Raw genomic sequence first — 17,424 nt, 5'->3', positions numbered from 1 at the left:
CTGGGCAAAGCGGGAGGGGGGAGTTATGACGGCCTTACTTTTTATCCGCCGGCGACATTGCCCGAGAACTTTTTTTTCACACCCGTTTTTGGGCATGAAATCGGCCATTGCTGGTGGGGGAATTGCGTTCGCGGCGCCGAGGGACCGATCATCAATGAGGGACTGGCGCAAATTTCGATGGGGCTCTATAGCGAACACGCTCTTGGGGAAAAGGTTTTTCGCCGGATGCTTAAGGACGGAGCCCTGGAACTTCTGTTTGCGCATTCGGCGCGGGGATATTTCCGGGCGCTGCAATCCCCCAAGGGTGAAAGCAATTCCGTTCTGGGCCTGTTTCTGCGTGGCGAAGACCTGGAGCTGGGAATCCCTAATGAAGACAAACGCAATACACTGCACATGCTGGCCAACAGCAAGGGGCTTTTCTGCTATGCCATGCTGCGCGATCTCATCGGTTCGGATGCCTTCCAGCATGGGTTGCGCGGAGCACTGGAATGTTTTGCCTGGAAGACCATGACGATCGATGACTTGCGCGCCCAGTTTGAGAAAACCAGCGGTCGCGATTTGAAGTGGTTTTTTGAGCAGTGGTTTTTTCGCACCGGCGCTCCGGAATTCTCCTTTTCCTTTGCCATTGAGCCGCGGGGCAAGGAGTGGCTCGTGACCGGTCATGTGACCCAGCTCAGGGATGTCTACCGGGTCTCCGCCGAAATTGCCTTCAGCACAGGCGCGGTGCGGGAAGTCCGGACCGTCGACTGCAGCGGCAAGGAAACGGGTTTTTCATTCACCCTGCCGTTCAAACCCCAGGCCGTCCTCTTTGACCCGGATTATAAAATTCTGCGCTGGACGGACGAGTTTAAGAAACAATAAGAACGGTATGTGATCACGAACCAAGCCGGTACCTGTAAATGCCGATGGCCTTGGCGACCAGCGGGATGAAGCGCAGCCGGCGGATCTTGGCCAGGCGCGGTTCGACATGGTCGAATATCCGCCATTCCCCGAGCAGGCGCATGTCGCCCCAGCTTTCCAGCTTTTTTCCATTTTTGCATGCCCAGTGGTAGCGGGCGCCGAGCTTGGTGCGGGCGATGCGGCGGTTGTTGGCCCAGACGACGAAGGGGGAAAAACCATCAAAAGCCAGTTCGGAGCCAGGAAAAAGTTCCAGCAGTTTCATTACCAATGACCGGACCTGTTCTTCGGGGAAATACATGAACACCCCTTCGGCCAGGAAGAGAAAGGGACGGGGGCGGAAGGCGGCGACGGTCTTCAGCCATTGGCTGTCGAAGGCCGAGAAGGGCAATAAGTGATACCGCCCTTTTTCGCTGCCGAGCAGTTTTTTTCGCAGTTCGATCACCTCGGGCAGATCGAGATCGAACCATTCGACCGAGCCGTTGTCCACGCGCTCGAAGCGCGAGTCCAGGCCGCAGCCGATGAATTATTCGGCATGGTCGGCATTGGCAAAGCCGCCGTAAAAGAAATAGCCGTGGCCTCCAAAGTCTCGCAGGTGACGATCTTTAAGTATTTCACCAGCAAGGAGGGCCTTGTCGAAGCGGTCATGATGGAGTTCATCACTAAAAGAATGGCCGAATATAAGACGATCGCATGCAGCGACGCCCCTTTTCGTCAACGGTTCGCCGGACTCATGGCCTTGTTGACCGACAACGCCAAGGTGTTCCAGGGCGAGTACACGGCCGTCCTGATGCGCGACCATCCGCAACTGCTGGAACGCATTATGGGGGAACGGCGCCGCCTCTTCAGGGAGATCACCGTACCCTTCATCGCTGAAGGCCGGGCGGCCGGCCTGATTGATCCGGCTATCGCCGATGAGATGTTCCTCATCTACTCCGAAGTGGTCGTGGCCGGCGTTGCCGCCCGGCTTGACCTGCTGGAAGCCATCCTGGCCGACCGGCAAAGGCTCGACCAGTTGATGAAACTGATATGCTTTGGTTTCATCGCCAAGTAGGCGCCGGATTAGCGGCCGCGAACGGTTTGCAAAACATTTTTCCATTGTGGCGCCGGTCCGGATTTGCTAAAATGGATCATGAGCGAATTCGAGCTGAACGGCCGCAAAACTGAATATTCCGGTGATGAAAAACTTTCTCTGCTAGACTACCTGCGCATCGAGGCAGGGCTTTTCGCGGCCAAGGACGGCTGTTCCGGCCAGGGGGCTTGCGGCGCCTGCCTGGTGGAGTTGAACGGCAAGCCGGCGCTGGCCTGCGTCACCCGGATGAAAAAAGTCGCCGGCGGCAAGGTCGTCACCCTCGAGGGCCTGCCCGAGCCGCTGCTCCACGCCCTCGGCCAGGCCTTCGTCGACAAGGGGGCGGTCCAGTGCGGCTTCTGCACTCCCGGCTTCCTGATGCGCACCAAGATCCTGCTGCAGGACAATCCCCGCCCCGCCCGCCCGCAAATACTGCAAGCGTTGAAGCTCAACCTGTGCCGCTGCACCGGCTACGTCAAGATCGTCGAGGCCATCGAGCACGCCGCCCGCGTTATGGCCGGCGGCGCAACCCCGGCTCCCGATCCCAACCAGGGCATCGGCGGCCGCCAGGAGAAGTACGAGGCCTGGGAAACCGCGCTCGGGCGCCGGCCTTTCGCGGCCGACCTGCGTATCCCCGGTATGGTCTACGGCGCACTGAAGTTCTGCGACCATGCTCGGGCCAGGATCCTGGGCATCGACAGCAGCGCCGCCGCGAAGATGCCCGGGGTTTTGCGCGTGTTCACCGCCGCTGACATCCCGGGCGAACGCCTGACCGGGACGATCATCGTTGACTGGCCGCTGATGATCGCCGTCGGCGAGATCAGCCGGACCGGGGCCGACGTCCTAGCCGGCGTGGCGGCCAAGAGCGAAGCGGCTGCCCGCGCCGCCGTCGACGCCATCCGCGTTTCCTACGAGGTCCTCGAACCGCTGACCGACGTCCGCCTGGCCGGGGACAGCCCCATCCGCGTCCACGAAAAAGGCAACCTGCTGGAAACCTGTTGCATCGAGCGCGGCGGCGATGTTGAAAAAATATTGGCCGAGTCGGCTTTCACCGCCACCGGCACTTTCCGCACCCAGATGATCGAGCACGCTTTCCTGGAAACCGAGGCCGCGGTCGCCCTCCCGGAGGAGGAGGGCGTGCGCCTCTATTCGCAAGGGCAGGGGGTCTACGAGGACCAGCGCCAGGTCGCTTCCCTGCTTAACCTACCACTGGAAAAAGTGCGGGTGATCCAGGTGGCCAACGGCGGCGGCTTCGGCGGCAAGGAGGACATGACCGTGCAGGGCCATGCCGCCCTGTTCGCCCTGCTGCTGCAAAAACCGGTGCAGGTGCGCCTGAGCCGGCCCGAATCGCTGCGCATGCACCCCAAGCGCCACCCGCTGCTGATGGAGTACGCCCTGGGTTGCGATGGCGACGGCAAGCTGACGGCGCTGCGGGCCCGGATCATCGGCGACACCGGCGCCTACGCCTCGGTGGGGACCAAGGTGCTGGAGCGAGCCGCTGGGCACGCCTCCGGCGCCTATCACGTGCCGGCCGTTGACATCGTCGCCAAGACCATCTACACCAACAACCTGCCCTGCGGCGCCATGCGCGGCTTCGGCGTCAACCAGGTCACGTTTGCCATGGAGAGCTGCATCGACATGCTCTGCGAAAAGGGGGGCTTCGACCGCTGGCAGTTCCGCTACGACAACGCCCTGGACGAAGGGCGCATGACCGCCAGCGGCCAGGTCCTGCGCTCCGGCGTCGGCGTGCGCGCCACGCTGCTGGCCCTGCGCGACGAGTTCCGTCGCGCCAGGACCGCCGGGCTGGCCTGCGGCATCAAGAACACCGGCATCGGCAACGGCATGGTCGACGACTCAATTGTCAAGATCGAGATCGTCTCGGGGACGAAACTGGTTATCCACCACGGCTGGACCGAAATGGGGCAGGGGGTGCACACCGTGGCCCGGCAGGTGGTCTGCCAGGAGACCGGCCTGGACGCTGCGCTCATGGAGGTGCGCGTCGACACCGCTTCCGGCGCGCGCAGCGGCATGACCACGGCCTCGCGCGCCACCTCGCTGGTTGGCAACGCCCTGATCAACGCCTGCGCCGCCCTGAAGCGCGACCTGGATGAAAAGCCGCTCGCCGCTTTGTCCGGCAAGGTGTACGAGGGGCGCTGGCGCTGCGACTGGACCACCGGGCCGATGCCCGACGACAAGACCGTCACCCATTATTCCTACGGCTACGCCAGCCAGCTGGTGGTGCTGGACGAGCGGGGAAACATCGCATCGGTCCATGCCGCCCACGACGCCGGCCGCATCGTCAATCCCACCCTCTTCGAGGGCCAGATCCAGGGGTCGGTGGTCATGGGCCTGGGCTACGCCCTGAGCGAGGACCTGAAGCTTCGCGACGGCCTGCCCGCCAGCTTTCGCCTGGCCGACCTCGGCCTGCTCAAGGCGCACGACGTGCCGGCCATCGAGGTGATCGGGGTGGAGGTCGCCGACGAGCACGGGCCCTACGGCGCCAAGGGGGTGGGCGAGATCGGCCTGGTGCCGACGGCCGCCGCCGTGGCCAACGCCTTGTTCCAGTTCGACGGCGTGCGCCGTTTCCAGCTGCCCATGCGGGCCGGGAACGAAAAAAAATAATCTTTTACCCGGGAAACTGCCGCAGGCCAGGATCAATAGTGGAAGCTGGAGCCACCGATAAACTCGCGCAGGATCGAGGTCGGCGGCACCTCGTCGGCCGCGACCGGCCGGAAGAGCATCAAAAACGTCAGCAGCCGCTGGGCCTCGGTGTAGGTTTCAGCTTCGGCGGGGATGCTCTCGAGCAGCGGCACGGCCAGGTCCCTGAGCACGGCCAGTTCGTAAACCAGGGCTGAATTGAACATCGTGTCGGCGGTTTCCTGAAAAGGGAAGGTGTTGCGCCGCTCGCCGCGGATGACCGACGGGAAGCGCTTCAGGGTCTGGTCTCCGTTGTAGTTGCGGAAGCGGCTGTCGCGCACCAGGCGGCGCAGGATGCGGGTGTCGGTGGTCGAGATGCGGCTGTGGTCATTGACGGTCAGCTGGGTCAGCGCCGAGACGTAGATGCGGAACTTGTTGCGCTCGGGCACCGAGGCGCTGATCTTCGGGTTCAGGGCGTGGATGCCCTCGACGACCAGGATCTGGTCGTCCTCCAGCCACAGGTGTTGGTGTTCGCTTTTGCGGCTTCCCGTTTCGAAATGAAACATGGGGACCGCCACTTCGCGGCCCTCGAGCAGGTCGGCCAAGTGGCGGTTGAACAGGTTCAGGTCCAGGGCATCCAGGGCTTCGAAATCGAGTTCGCCGCCCTCGTCGCGCGGGCAGGATTCACGGTCGATGAAATAGTTGTCCATGGAGAGCGCCAGGGGCCGGATGCCGTTGGCCTGGAGCTGGGTGGCCAGGCGCTTGGAAAAAGTTGTCTTGCCCGAAGCCGACGGCCCGGCGATCAGCACCAGGCGCAGGTCTTCTTTTTTGGCGGTGATGGTGTCGGCGATGCGGGCAATTTTTTTTTCGTGCAGGCTCTCGGCCACCTTGATGATCTCGGAGATGCCGTTCTTGGCGATGATCTGGTCCAGGCGGCCGACGTCGCTGACGCCGAGGATCTTCCCCCAGTTCTTGCTTTCCTGGTAGATCTGGAAGAGCTTGCGTGTCTTGCCGATATGAGTGTTGAGGGTGAAGTCCTCCGGCTCGGGGAAGAGGATGACGAATCCCGGGCTGTAGGTCTTCAGTTCGAAGCGTGACACGGCTCCGGTGGAGTAAGCCAGCGGATAAATTTCGATGTTGGCGAAGCGGCCGTTCTCATAGACCTGGACCTGGTCGATGTCAGAGTTTTCGACCAGGCGCCGGCTGTCGCTCATGGCGCGGCCGGCGAAATACTGGATGGCTTCGTTGCGGGGAAGCTGCAGGCGCTTGAACGGGAGGTCGAGAGTGATGATTTCGCGCATTTTGGCAGTGATGCCGTTGAGCACTTCCTGGGTGACGGGGATGCCGCAGTAGAAATCGTAGTAGAAGCCGTTGGAAATGGAGTGGCCGATGACCAGGCGGGTGTTGTGGGCCATCTCGGCCACAGCCATGTTCAGGATGAACGAGGCGCTGCGTTGGTAGATCTCCAGTCCCGGCTTGTCGGAGTAGGTCACCCACTCCAGCCGGGCGGAGCGGTCTGGGACGACGTCGAGCGGGCAGAGCCGGTTGTCGAGCTTGGCGGCCAATACCAGGCCGTGGGCGCCGCTGCCAATGGCGCGCGATATCTCCCACAGGCTGCGGCCGGATGGCGTCTCGATATTGCTGCCGTCGCTCAAGGCGAGGATGATTTTGCGCATGAATTATTATACCATAATCGAGATTTAGTGAACTTGGTGTAAGGTATAAGGTTCAAGGTAAGAAAAAGGCGGAATTTTTTCTGCTTTTTTTTTCTTACCCTACGCCGTATACCTTAAACCTTAAACCTTAAACCGATTTCATCCCCATTTCATCAGGCCCCCAACAGTGGGCACTATTGACACGAATCGGCGAATGGGTGAAAATAAAAAAAATTATGAGAAGGAGCCCTGCATGATCCCCATCATTGACCGGATCCTCGACCAGACCGGGCTGCTGAAAAAGCTCGGCTGACATGCCCAGAATACTGATCCGCGGCGGGACGATCGTTTCCGAAGGCCGGGTTTTCCAGGGCGACATCCTGATCGCGGAGGAACGGATCGTTGCCGTCGAAAAAAAGATCCAGGCGACCGAACGGCTGGACCGGCTGATCGATGCCGCCGGCTGCGAGATCTTTCCCGGCGGGGTCGATCCCCACGTGCACATGGAACTGCAAACCCCGGCCGGGATTTCCAGCGACGATTTCGCCTCAGGCAGCCGGGCCGCGCTGGCCGGTGGAACAACCACGATCCTCGACTTCGTCACCCCCGGGCGCGGTGAGCCCCTGCCGGCCGCCCTGGCCGCCAGGAAAGCGGCGGCACAGAAATCGCTGTGCGATTACGGCCTGCATATGAGCGTGACGTCGCTGCGCCGGGAGACGGCTGACGAATTGGCGTTGTGTCGCCGCCAGGGGATCGTGTCGCTGAAGACCTACCTGGCCTACAAGGAGACTATCGGCTTGGAGGACGGCGACTTCTTGGCCGTTCTCGACCTGGCCCGGCAGCTGGGCATGCTGGTCATGGTCCATGCCGAGTCGGGCGACATGGTCGCCTACCTGCAGAAAAAATTCCTGGCCCAGGGAAAGACCGCCGTCCAATTCCATCCCCGATCGCGCCCCGCTGAGCTGGAAGGCGACGCCGTGCAACGCGCCATTCTGATGGCTCGCCTGGCCGGTGCGCCCCTCTATATCGTTCATATCTCAAGCCGCCAGGGGGTGGAGGCCCTGGCTGCGGCCCGGAAAGCCGGCCAGGTGGTTATCGGCGAAACCTGCCCGCAGTATCTTCTGCTGGACGAGAATCGCTACCACCAGGGCGATGCCGGCAGCGCCGCCTATGTCATGACTCCGCCCCTGCGGGGGCCGGAGCACCAAGCGGCCCTCTGGGAAGCGCTGGCAACGGGAATCATCCAGACGCTGGCCACCGACCACTGCCCGTTCCTGCTGGCCGATAAAAACAGGCTCGCGGCCGTCGATTTCACCCGCGTTCCCAGCGGCTGCGGCGGCTGCGAATACCGCTTGCCGCTGCTCTACACCTTCGGGGTCAGGAGCGGGAAAATCTCCTTGGCCCGCTTCGTCGAGCTGGTTTCGGCCCGGCCGGCGAAAATCTTCGGCTTGTACCCACGAAAAGGGGTCATCCGTCCAGGCAGCGACGCCGACCTGGTCATCTGGGACCCGGAGGTGAAAAGCACGATCTCCGCCGCCCGGCAATGGCAGCATTGCGATCACACCGTCTACCAGGGACTCGAACTGCAGGGCGGGCCGCGCCTTGTTTTCGGCCGCGGCCGGGCCGTTTTTGAAGAGGGCAACGTCCATGCCGAGCCGGGCCAGGGGATCTACCTGCCCCGGGGTCGAAGCGGTGATGGAAGCTGAAGGAATCTTGTTAGCCGCGGGGCTCTCCAGCCGCTCCGGCGGATTCAAGATGGAATTGCTCCTGGCCGGAAAACCCCTGCTGCTCTGGAGCCTGGAGGCGATGGCCGCGGTCTGCCAACGGGTGATCGTCGTGGCCGGGTTCGCCCCGGAAAAGATCCGCCGGCTGGTGGAGGGGCGGCCCGGGGTCGAGGTGGTCGTCAATGAGAATTTCGCTGCCGGCATGCTGGGGTCGATCCAAACCGGCTGCCGTGCCGTCCGCGCCGGGCGTTTCTTCGTCCATCCCGGCGACATGCCGCTCGTCCGCTCACGGGTGTACCGGCAGCTCCTGGCGACCGAGGCCGAGGTCGTCGTTCCCGCCTGTCGGGGCCGCCGCGGCCACCCGGTGCTCCTGCGGGGGAACCTGATCCCGGCCCTGCTGGCCGAACCGCTCGACTCCAGCCTGGGGCAATTCATCGCCCGCCGGGCTGTCGCGACCGTCGAGGTTGAGGACCGGGGGATACTGGCCGATCTGGACGTGATGGCTGATTTGAAAAAAATAGAAGCGCTGCTGCCGGCCGGGGGTGAGAATGAATAAGAGCAATTTCTGGGAATTCGTGCGCGAGTGCCAGCAGGCCGGCGAACCGGTGCTGCTGCTGGTGGTGGTGGAAAGCGACGGGTCTTCACCGGGCAAACCCGGATTCAAAATGGCGGTGACAGCCGACGGCCTCATCCACGGTACGATCGGCGGCGGCATCATGGAGAGAAAATTGGCCGACAAGGCCGTCCGGCTGCTGGACAACGGTCTGGAACGGCCGCAGCTGATCAAGCTTTTGCACCATGAGGGCGGCAGGACGGCTACGTCCGTCCCCTTGGGGGGCGGTGGCGGCAAAAGGTCGGGCATGATCTGCTCGGGGTGGCAGCGGCTGGCCATGCTACCGCTGAGCGACATGGACAGCGATGCCGTCGACTCGCTCATCTTCGCCCTGAAGCGGAATCGCCCCGGATTGTTGAAAATATCCCAGGCCGGCATGGAGTTCCAGCCGCGGAAAAAGCCTACCGCCGATACGGCCTTCAGCTTCAACAGCAGCGACGACTGGCTCTACCAGGAGGAGGCCGGCCAGCGACCGACCCTGACCATCATCGGCGGCGGCCACGTCGGCCTGGCCCTCTCGCGGGTCATGGCCGAGCTGAATTTCCATGTCGTGGTTCTGGACGACCGGGCCGGTGTGGCGACCATGACCGGGAACATCTATGCCCAGGAGAAGCGGCTGGTCAGCTACCGGAACGTCGGCCGATACGTGAGCGAAGGCGGACAGAGCTACGCGGTGATCATGACCTTCGGCCACCAGGCCGACGAGCTGGTGCTCGGACAGCTGGCGGGGAAGAAGCTGCGCTACCTCGGGATGATGGGCAGCGCGGCCAAGATCGCCCAGATCAAGGCGCACCTGAAAAAGAAGGGAATCGCCGCCGCCAGCTTGAAAAAGGTCCACGCCCCCGTCGGCCTGGCCATCCACAGCCACACGCCTGAAGAGATCGCCGTCAGCATCGCCGCCGAGATCATCCAGGTCAAGAACAGTCCTGTATAACAGTTCTCGGCATACGGTTTACGGAAGACGGCGTAAGGTAAGAAAAAGATAAAAAAGAGATTCCTCCTCTGCTTCGACTCTGTGTTGCCATTTTTCCCTCTCACCGTCCGCCGTATGCCGTGTACCGTACACCGATTTCAATTACGCGTTACGAAGTTTTGACAAATCGGGGACGCTGTGATAATTTTCTGGACGGATGGCAAAAACTAAAATCAACCGCGTGATCATCATCGTCCTGGACTCGGTCGGCGCCGGCAGCCTGCCTGACGCCGCCGCCTACGGTGACGAGGGGGCCAACACGCTGGCCCACGTCGCCGCCGGCTGCGGCGGACTGCATTTACCCACCCTGGAAAAGCTCGGGCTGGGAAAGATCATCCCCATCCTTGGTTTGGCCGTTGTCCCGGCGCCGCTGGCCTCCTGGGGGCGCATGGCCGAGCGCTCGCAAGGCAAGGACACGATCGCCGGCCACTGGGAATTGATGGGCATCATCCTGGAAACTCCCTTCGCCCTTTTCCCTGACGGTTTTCCCCCCGTCCTGATCGAGGAGTTCGTGCAACGCACCGGGGTCGACGGCATTTTGGGCAACAAGGCCGCATCGGGCACCGAGATCATCGCCGAGCTCGGCAACGAACATGTACGCAGCGGCCGGCCCATCGTCTACACGTCGGCCGACAGCGTGCTGCAGATCGCTGCGCACGAGGAGATCATCCCGCTGCCCGGTTTGTATGACATGTGCCTGCGGGCCAGGAAGATCGGTGACGACTGGCGGATCGGCCGGATCATTGCCCGGCCGTTTGTCGGCCGCAGCGGCAAATACAGCCGCACCGCCAACCGCCGCGATTTTCCCATGCAGCCGCCACGCGAAACGGTCCTGGACATCCTGCTTAAAAACGGGGTGGACGTGACCGCCATCGGCAAAATCGAAAACATCTTCGCCGGCCGCGGCATCGGCCGCTCGCGGCCCAGCCACGGCAATTCCGAGGGCATGAGCCTGCTGCAAGAGGAACTGGCAGCGGCGCGGCGCGGCCTGATCTTCGCCAATCTCGTCGATTTCGACATGCTCTACGGTCATCGCAACGATGTCGCCGGTTACGGGGCTGCCCTGGAGGCTTTCGACCGCGAGCTGGCCCCGCTGCTGGCCAAGCTGGCGCCGGGGGACATGCTGGTCATCACCGCCGACCACGGCTGCGATCCCGCCTATCCCGGCACCGACCATACCCGCGAATACGTCCCGCTCCTGGTCTATGGTCCGGGGCTGCCGGTGCGGGAACTTGGCACGCGCAGCACCTTCGCCGACGTCGGCGCTTCCATCCTGGATGCGTTCCGCTGCAAACACAGTCTTCCCGGGCAGAGTTTCATGGACGAAATTCATTCGGCCCCGCGATGAGGAGGTTTCATGGATCAATTTGAACGCATCAAAGAAGCGGCTGCTTTCATCAGGAAAAACTGCTCCGAGGCGCCGCGGGTCGGGGTGGTTCTTGGCTCGGGGCTTGGCGAGTTCGCCGACCGGGTCGAGAACAAGACGGCGCTGGCTTATGCCGACATCCCCCATTTCCAGAAAGTGAGCGTGGCCGGCCACGCCGGCCGGCTGGTGCTGGGCAGGATCGGCAAGGTCCCGGTCGCGGTATTGCAGGGCCGCTACCATTATTACGAGGGGCACGACATACAGGACGTGGTTTTCCCGGTGCGCGTCCTGGGCCAGCTGGGCGTCAAGAGCCTGTTGCTGACCAACGCCGCCGGCGGCATCGGCCGGGAATTGCGCCCCGGCGACCTGATGGTCATCCGCGACCACATCAACCTGATGGGGATCAATCCCCTGCGCGGCGCCAACGACGAACGCCTGGGGCCGCGCTTCCCCGACATGAGCAACGTCTACGACCGCCAATTCCAGGACCTCATCGTTGGCGCGCAAAAGGAGATCGGCCTGGCCGCCAGGCTCGGGGTCTACCTGGCCCTGAGCGGGCCCTCCTACGAGACTCCGGCCGAGATTCGCATGCTGGCCACCCTGGGCGCCGACGCCGTGGGCATGTCCACTGTGCCCGAAGCCATCTGCGCCCGCCACATGGGCATGCGCGTGGCCGGCATCTCCTGCGTCACCAACCTGGCGGCCGGCATCTCCTCCCAGCCGCTCAGCCACCAGGAGGTGACCGAGACGGCCGAGCGGGTGAAGGGCGACTTCATCAAGCTGCTGAAGCTGGTTGTGCCCAGGTTGGCTTAAGAACAGATCAACGAAATCGGTTTAAGGTATAAGGTAAACGGTGTACGGTAGACGGTGTAGGGTGTACGTTAAGAAAAAGGGAAAACTGGTATTACTCTTCCCGTAAACCGTCGACCGTAAACCGTCAACCGATTACGCATATTATCTTTAAGCACCAAAATCCAATATGCCAATGACCCAAACAAAGAAATAAAATGTAGGGGTTTGATTCATCAAACCCGGGTGCTATAGCAAAGCAAATACGCGGTCCAACGGTAGGGGCACGGCGCGCCGTGCCCCTACTTCTTTGATTTTAGTCTTCATGCCTATTTATTTGTCGACCGTATGCCTGGTCCAATTTTTTTACGGCAAAAAAAAACCCCCGGCCAAACAGCCGGGGGTTTTTTTTATCGATTCAAGCCCTGCAAGCAGGGCCTGAAGTTTTCTCAGTTGAACGAGTAACGCAGGCCGAGCTGCGCTCCCCAACGAGAACCGAGGTTGCTGACGGAGAATTTGTCCAGGCGGTCGGTAAAGAAGATCTTTTCCTTGCCGGTGGCCGCGTCATAGCCCTTGAATGTCCAGGCCGTATCGTTCTGGTTGGAGACATAGACGGATTTGCCCCATTTCTTGTTCAGCAGGTTGAGCACGTTGACGATGTCCAGGGTGATTTGCAGGCGGTTGTCCCTGAGCACGGGAAGGGGGATGTCCTGGGCGATGCGCGCGTCGAGGCCGTGGTACCAGGGCTCGCGGCTGGCGTTGCGGGGCACGATGGTGCCGCGGGCGGCATCCAGGCCTGGGTCACGACGAATGAAAGCATCCAAGGCTTCCCAAGTCGTTAACTGATCGGCGAGGACTTTGCCATCTTTATCGGTCAGGATGACATCGCCAAAGGCGTTGGGCACGTAGACCAGGTCGTTGTAGGAAGAATCGCCGTTGACGTCGGCGGAATTGACATAGGTGGTGGAATAGGGACGGCCCGAACGGCCGCCGTAGAACAAGCCGATGCTGGTCGGGGCTTTCTTGAGGAAGTTGAAGGTGTAGGAGACGGCGGCGCCGATGCGGTGGCGGACGTCGTAGTTGGACCAGGTGAGCTCAGGGTCGTTGGGGTTGTAGCGGATGGGGTTGTAACCGAAGTTGGAGGCGGCCTGCGACGAGGTGCCCGAGTTGACGTCCTTGGCCTCGCCGTAGGAGTAGGTGAGGTTGGCCCAGGAGTTCTTGTTGAAGTTCTTCTGGAGCTGCGCGGAGACGCTGTACTGGTAACCCTGGGTCGAGTTGGTCAGGTAGATTACGTCATTGAACTTGGTGGAAACGTTGCGGGTGTAGAGGATGCGGTTGCCGATGCCGAGTTTGCCGGTTTCCTTCAGGTTGAGGTTCTGGTAGAGGATGTCGTTCATATTCCTGGAATAAATGACTTCCAGGGTGCCGATGATGCCCCAGGGCAGTTCCTGGTCGAGGGCGACATTGGTGCGCAGCACCTGCGGGTATGTAAAGTCTTTGTCGATGACGTCGACTTCGCTGACGCCCGGAACCAGGCCGGTGCCCGACTCGGGTTGGCTCAGCGGGTCAGGCACGAATTTAAAGGTGGGATTCTTCAGGTCGAAGCGGGTGAAGTCAATTCCGGTGTTGGAGAACTGGTTGGAAATCCAGACGTAGGGGGTGCGGCCGGAAAAGATGCCGATGCCGCCGCGGACCTGGGTCTTCTTGTCCTTGAAGACGTCCCAGTTGAAGCCCAAACGGGGCGAGAAGAGCAGGTTGCCCGAAGCGACCTGGTCGGTCTTGACGCCATAAACCGATTCAACCAGGGGGTTGGCGGTCGGTAGGTCGTTGATGATCGGCACGTCGAGGCGCACGCCGAGGGTCAGGTTCAGGTTGGGCAGGACGGACCAGTTGTCCCCGGCGTAGCCGCCGATCTGCTTGACGCCGAACGCGGCCCACCACTTCGACTTGGGATCGACGGTGATGAAATCGTGGTAGTAGCGGGAAGACTTGCCGTTCTCAAAGTCGTTCAAGTTGGAGAATTCCCAATAGCCGTAATAGTTGCGGATGTAAAGGTTGCCGAAATCGAACAATTCGTTGTGGGTGCCGATGGTGAAGGTATGCTTGCCGGTGTACCAGGTCAGGTTGTCGGTGATCTCGATGATGTCCTGGTTCAGGCCGTTGGCCGGCGAATACTGCTCGGTGCCGGCGGTGAAGGCGTTGTTGCCGACGAACACTTTTACCTGGGGGAAAAACGGCTCGGGGACGGCGCGGAAGTCGCGGATGGTGGGGTAGTTCAGGGTCAGTTCGTTGAACAGGTTGTTGCCCAGGGTGCTGTTCAGCTGCAGCACGGTGGAGTTGGTTTTGTTGTTCAACTGGTAGAAGACGTCGGCGAAGGCGAAGCAACTGCTGGTTGCCTTGGAAGGCTGGTTGTCCGCCGTGCCCTTGACGTAGTTGTGGCGCAGGGTCAGGCGGTGCTTGTCGCTGATGTTGTAATCGAGGCGGACGAAGATCTTGGTGTTGTCCGAGGCCACATCCCTGTAGCCGCGGCCGAATCCGCCCGGATCGTAGCCGTACTTGTTGACCAGGATGTCGCGGAAGCGCTGGGCGTCGGCGACGGAAATGGCCGTGCCGCCGAAGTCGTCGCTGGCGCCGCTGTCGTCGATGACGTAGGTGGGCGGAACGACGCGGTTGCCCATTTCGCCGCTGAGGAAGAAGAACAGCTTGTCCTTGATGACCGGGCCGCCGAGGCGGAAGCCGTACTGCTTTTCATTGAAGGTCCCGTAGGCGTTGCCGTCGATATCCTTGCCCACGAAATCCTGGTTGCGGTAGAAGTAGTAGGCCGAACCGACGAAGGTGTTGGTGCCGCTGCGGGTGATGGCGTTCAAGCTGCTGCCGGTGAAGCCGCCCTGGCGGACGTCGTAGGGGGCGATGACCAGCTGGAACTCCTGCACGGCGTCGAGCGAGATCGGCCCGGAGAGGCCGGGGGTGCCGCTGTTGCCCAGACCGAACAGGTCGTTGTTCACGGCGCCGTCGATCTGGATGTTGTTGTACTTGCTGCTCTTGCCGGCGGACGAGAAAGCGCCGCTGCCGCGGGAGTCGACCTGGGGTGCCAAGCGCGCGAAGTCGTCGAACGAACGGCCGATCGACGGCATGCTCTCGATGATGCTGGTGGACACGTTTTGTGACGCGCCGGTGCGTCCTTCGGAGATGATCGGGTTGGTGGCGCTAACCGTGACTTCTTCGAAGATGGTTTCCAGGCTCATTTTGAACTTCAGGTTGCGGTCTTCGCCCAGTTTCAGGGTGATATCCTTCAACTCTTGGGTTTTGAACGGTTCGATTTTGACCGTGACCGTGTATGGTCCGCCAGCTTTGACGGCCGGGATGTTGAAGAGGCCGTCCTGACGGGTGAGAGCGGTGTAAACGGTGCCGGTCGGGTTGTGCAGCGCGGTGACGGTGGCCCCGACGATCGGGTTGCCGTCGCTGTCTGTAATCAGGCCGTTGAAGGCTGCGCTCGTCATGCCCTGGGCCATGAGCAGCCCGGGGAGGATGATGCAGCACATCATGAGTGTGAGCAACATTCTTTTCATAAAATAATCCTCCTTTTTATGATTATTTTTGTTGATTTTGATTTCAATATTATAGCAAAAAATGAAAAAACAATCCTTTTTTGAATTTTTTTTTTTTTTTATCAACGCGTTTTTGAGAGCAGCGAACCGTTTTTTTTGACTGGCCGAACGGCCGTCTACTTTGACTGGCCGCCGGGGTTGTGCTACCATGTATCCGTGAAGAGAAAACCGTTGATCATCGGCGTGGCCGGGGGCACGGCGTCGGGGAAAACCACCATCGCCAACGCCATCATGGAGCGCATCAACCATCCGCAGATGGTGATGATCCAGCATGACGCGTACTATAAGGACGCCAGCCACCTTCCCCTGGCCGAGCGCGCCAAGATCAATTTCGACCATCCCGATGCCCTGGAAACCGACCTGATGGTCAAGCACCTGCAGGAACTGATCGCCGGCCGGCCCATCGAAATGCCGGTCTATGATTTCTCCACCCATGCGCGCCTGGAAAAGGGCATCGTCAAGAGGCCGGCCAAGGTGATCATCATTGAGGGCATCCTCATCTTCTGCGAGCAAGCCCTGCGCGAGCTGATGGATGTCAAGATCTTCGTCGACACCGACAGCGACCTGCGCTTCATCCGCCGCCTGAAGCGCGACATCCAGGAGCGCCAGCGCAGCATGGAGTCGGTGATCGGCCAGTACCTGGGCACGGTGCGGCCGATGCACATCGCCTTCGTCGAACCCAGCCGCAAGTACGCCGACATCATCATCCCCGAGGGGCACAACCCGGTTTCGACCGCCATGGTCGTGACCATGATCCGCCAGCGCCTGCGCGGCGGCAAGAATGACGACAAATAGAATCCGCGAGGAAAAAACCCATGGCTGACAAACAATTCATCAAGGCCCAGGAATTGCTGGAAGATTCCTTCCGGCTCGGTCTCCAGGTGCTGGCCAGCGGCTTCAAGCCCGATTTCATCGTCGGCGTCTGGCGCGGCGGCACGCCAGTGGGCATTGCCGTGCAGGAAATACTTGAGCACAACGGCATCGCCAGCGACCACATCGCCATCCGCACCTCCTCCTACGAGGGGATCGAGCAGCGCGGCAAGCGCATCCGCGTCCACGGGCTGAACTACATCGTCAAGAACGCCGACGCCGCGCACTGCCTGCTGATCGTCGACGACGTCTACGATACCGGCCTGAGCATCAAGGCCATCATCGATTCGCTAAACAGGCTGTCGCGGCGCAACGCCCCCCACGATATCCGCGTGGCCACGGTTTTTTTCAAGCCCGGCAACAACCGCACCGAGCGCCGGCCCGAATACTTCGTCCATGAGACCGACAAATGGCTGGTCTTTCCCCATGAATTGAACGGCCTGACCCCGGATGAGATCTCCAGCCACAAGCCGGAGATCGCCCGGCTCATCAAGGAGGGAATGCCATCATGAAGATCAGCAAGGAGTTCATCGAGAAGATCCCCAAGACCGACCTGCACCTGCACCTGGACGGCTCGCTGCGCCTGCCGACCCTGATCGAGCTGGCCAGAGAGAACGGCGTCACGCTTCCGGCGTACAGCGAAGAGGAATTGCGGCGCCTGGTTTTCAAGGACAAATACGACAGCTTGACCGATTACCTTAAAGGATTTGCTTATACCACGGCGGTGATGCAGACGCCGTCGGCGCTGGAGCGGGTGGGCTATGAGCTGGCCCAGGACAACCAGAGCGAGGGGGTGCGCTACATCGAGGTCCGTTTCGCCCCGCAGCTGCACCAGAACTCCCGCATGTCGAGCATCGAGGTCATGGCCGCCCTGAACCGCGGCCTGGCCAGGGCCAAGGAAGAATTCAACGCGCGCGCCGAGGTGAAAAGCGGCGAGGAACCGTCCTTCGAATACGGCATCATCGCCTGCGCCATGCGCATGTTCGACCACGGGTTTTCCGAATATTTCGATACCCTGCTCAACGTCCACGCCCATTCCGAGCGCAAGTGGATATTTTCCCTGGCTTCGCAGGAGCTGGTGCGGGCGGCGGTCGAAGCCAAGACGCAGCTCAACCTGCCGATCGTCGGCTTCGACCTGGCCGGCGCCGAAGCCGGCTACCCGGCCGAGGACCACGCCCAGGCCTATGCCCTGGCCCACAAGAATTTTTTAAAGAAGACCGTGC

The 17,424-nt window shown here is 61.3% G+C and carries 14 protein-coding genes; 11 read left to right on the top strand and 3 right to left on the bottom strand.

All coding sequences use genetic code 11. The features are described from left to right. On the top strand, positions 1-861 hold an 861-nt coding region (locus NTW95_15525), incomplete at its 5' end, for a hypothetical protein (protein ID MCX6558815.1). Positions 862-874: 13 nt separating this feature from the next. Here NTW95_15525 and NTW95_15520 read toward each other — a convergent pair. After that, positions 875-1,408 carry a class I SAM-dependent methyltransferase gene (locus tag NTW95_15520; protein ID MCX6558814.1) on the bottom strand — a complete coding sequence of 178 codons (534 nt, stop codon included), beginning with the start codon at positions 1,406-1,408 and terminating at the stop codon, positions 875-877. On the opposite strand from NTW95_15520, the gene NTW95_15515 reads away from it, so the two are divergent. Together NTW95_15515 and xdh are read left to right on the top strand one after the other, a co-directional pair. Next, positions 1,292-1,951, top strand: a complete 660-nt coding sequence (locus NTW95_15515; protein MCX6558813.1) for a TetR family transcriptional regulator — start codon at positions 1,292-1,294, stop codon at positions 1,949-1,951. The genes NTW95_15520 and NTW95_15515 overlap by 117 nt on opposite strands. 78 nt (positions 1,952-2,029) lie before the next feature. Further along, complete coding sequence (gene xdh, locus NTW95_15510; GenBank protein MCX6558812.1) at positions 2,030-4,588, top strand: selenium-dependent xanthine dehydrogenase; 2,559 nt, start codon at positions 2,030-2,032, stop codon at positions 4,586-4,588. Positions 4,589-4,620: 32 nt separating this feature from the next. Here xdh and NTW95_15505 read toward each other — a convergent pair whose 3' ends face one another. Next, positions 4,621-6,279 carry a nucleoside kinase gene (locus NTW95_15505; protein MCX6558811.1) on the bottom strand — a complete coding sequence of 553 codons (1,659 nt, stop codon included), beginning with the start codon at positions 6,277-6,279 and terminating at the stop codon, positions 4,621-4,623. A 293-nt stretch (positions 6,280-6,572) separates the two neighbouring features. Between NTW95_15505 and hydA the strand changes: the two genes are divergently transcribed. The 5 genes from hydA to NTW95_15480 all read left to right on the top strand — a co-directional run bounded on the left by hydA (position 6,573) and on the right by NTW95_15480 (position 11,747). Continuing rightward, positions 6,573-7,964, top strand: coding sequence for a dihydropyrimidinase (gene hydA / locus NTW95_15500; protein ID MCX6558810.1), 1,392 nt, complete (start codon positions 6,573-6,575; stop codon positions 7,962-7,964). After that, entirely contained in the window at positions 7,954-8,538 is a 585-nt protein-coding gene (locus NTW95_15495) for an NTP transferase domain-containing protein (GenBank protein ID MCX6558809.1), read from the top strand. Before hydA ends, NTW95_15495 begins: the two co-directional genes overlap by 11 nt. Continuing rightward, positions 8,531-9,529 carry an XdhC family protein gene (locus NTW95_15490; protein MCX6558808.1) on the top strand — a complete coding sequence of 333 codons (999 nt, stop codon included), beginning with the start codon at positions 8,531-8,533 and terminating at the stop codon, positions 9,527-9,529. Before NTW95_15495 ends, NTW95_15490 begins: the two co-directional genes overlap by 8 nt. Before the next feature lie 196 nt (positions 9,530-9,725). Continuing rightward, positions 9,726-10,916: a phosphopentomutase gene (locus tag NTW95_15485; protein MCX6558807.1), complete on the top strand. Its 1,191-nt coding sequence runs from the start codon at positions 9,726-9,728 to the stop codon at positions 10,914-10,916. Between the two features lie 9 nt (positions 10,917-10,925). Further along, entirely contained in the window at positions 10,926-11,747 is an 822-nt protein-coding gene (locus NTW95_15480; GenBank protein ID MCX6558806.1) for a purine-nucleoside phosphorylase, read from the top strand. A gap of 425 nt (positions 11,748-12,172) precedes the next feature. Here NTW95_15480 and NTW95_15475 read toward each other — a convergent pair whose 3' ends face one another. Beyond that, entirely contained in the window at positions 12,173-15,292 is a 3,120-nt protein-coding gene (locus NTW95_15475; protein MCX6558805.1) for a TonB-dependent receptor, read from the bottom strand. Between the two features lie 195 nt (positions 15,293-15,487). Between NTW95_15475 and udk the strand changes: the two genes are divergently transcribed. The 3 genes from udk to NTW95_15460 form a co-directional block, all read left to right on the top strand. Continuing rightward, a complete protein-coding gene (gene udk, locus NTW95_15470) occupies positions 15,488-16,126 on the top strand; it encodes a uridine kinase (protein MCX6558804.1) in 639 nt (212 codons plus the stop codon). Between the two features lie 20 nt (positions 16,127-16,146). Then, positions 16,147-16,713, top strand: coding sequence for a phosphoribosyltransferase family protein (locus NTW95_15465; protein ID MCX6558803.1), 567 nt, complete (start codon positions 16,147-16,149; stop codon positions 16,711-16,713). Next, the coding region (locus NTW95_15460) for an adenosine deaminase family protein (protein MCX6558802.1) at positions 16,710-17,424 on the top strand (715 nt) is incomplete at its 3' end. The genes NTW95_15465 and NTW95_15460, both read left to right, overlap by 4 nt.

The organism is Candidatus Aminicenantes bacterium, assembly GCA_026393795.1.
Classification (GTDB): Bacteria; Acidobacteriota; Aminicenantia; order UBA2199; family UBA2199; genus UBA2199.
This window is presented reverse-complemented; position numbering and strand designations above follow the sequence as displayed.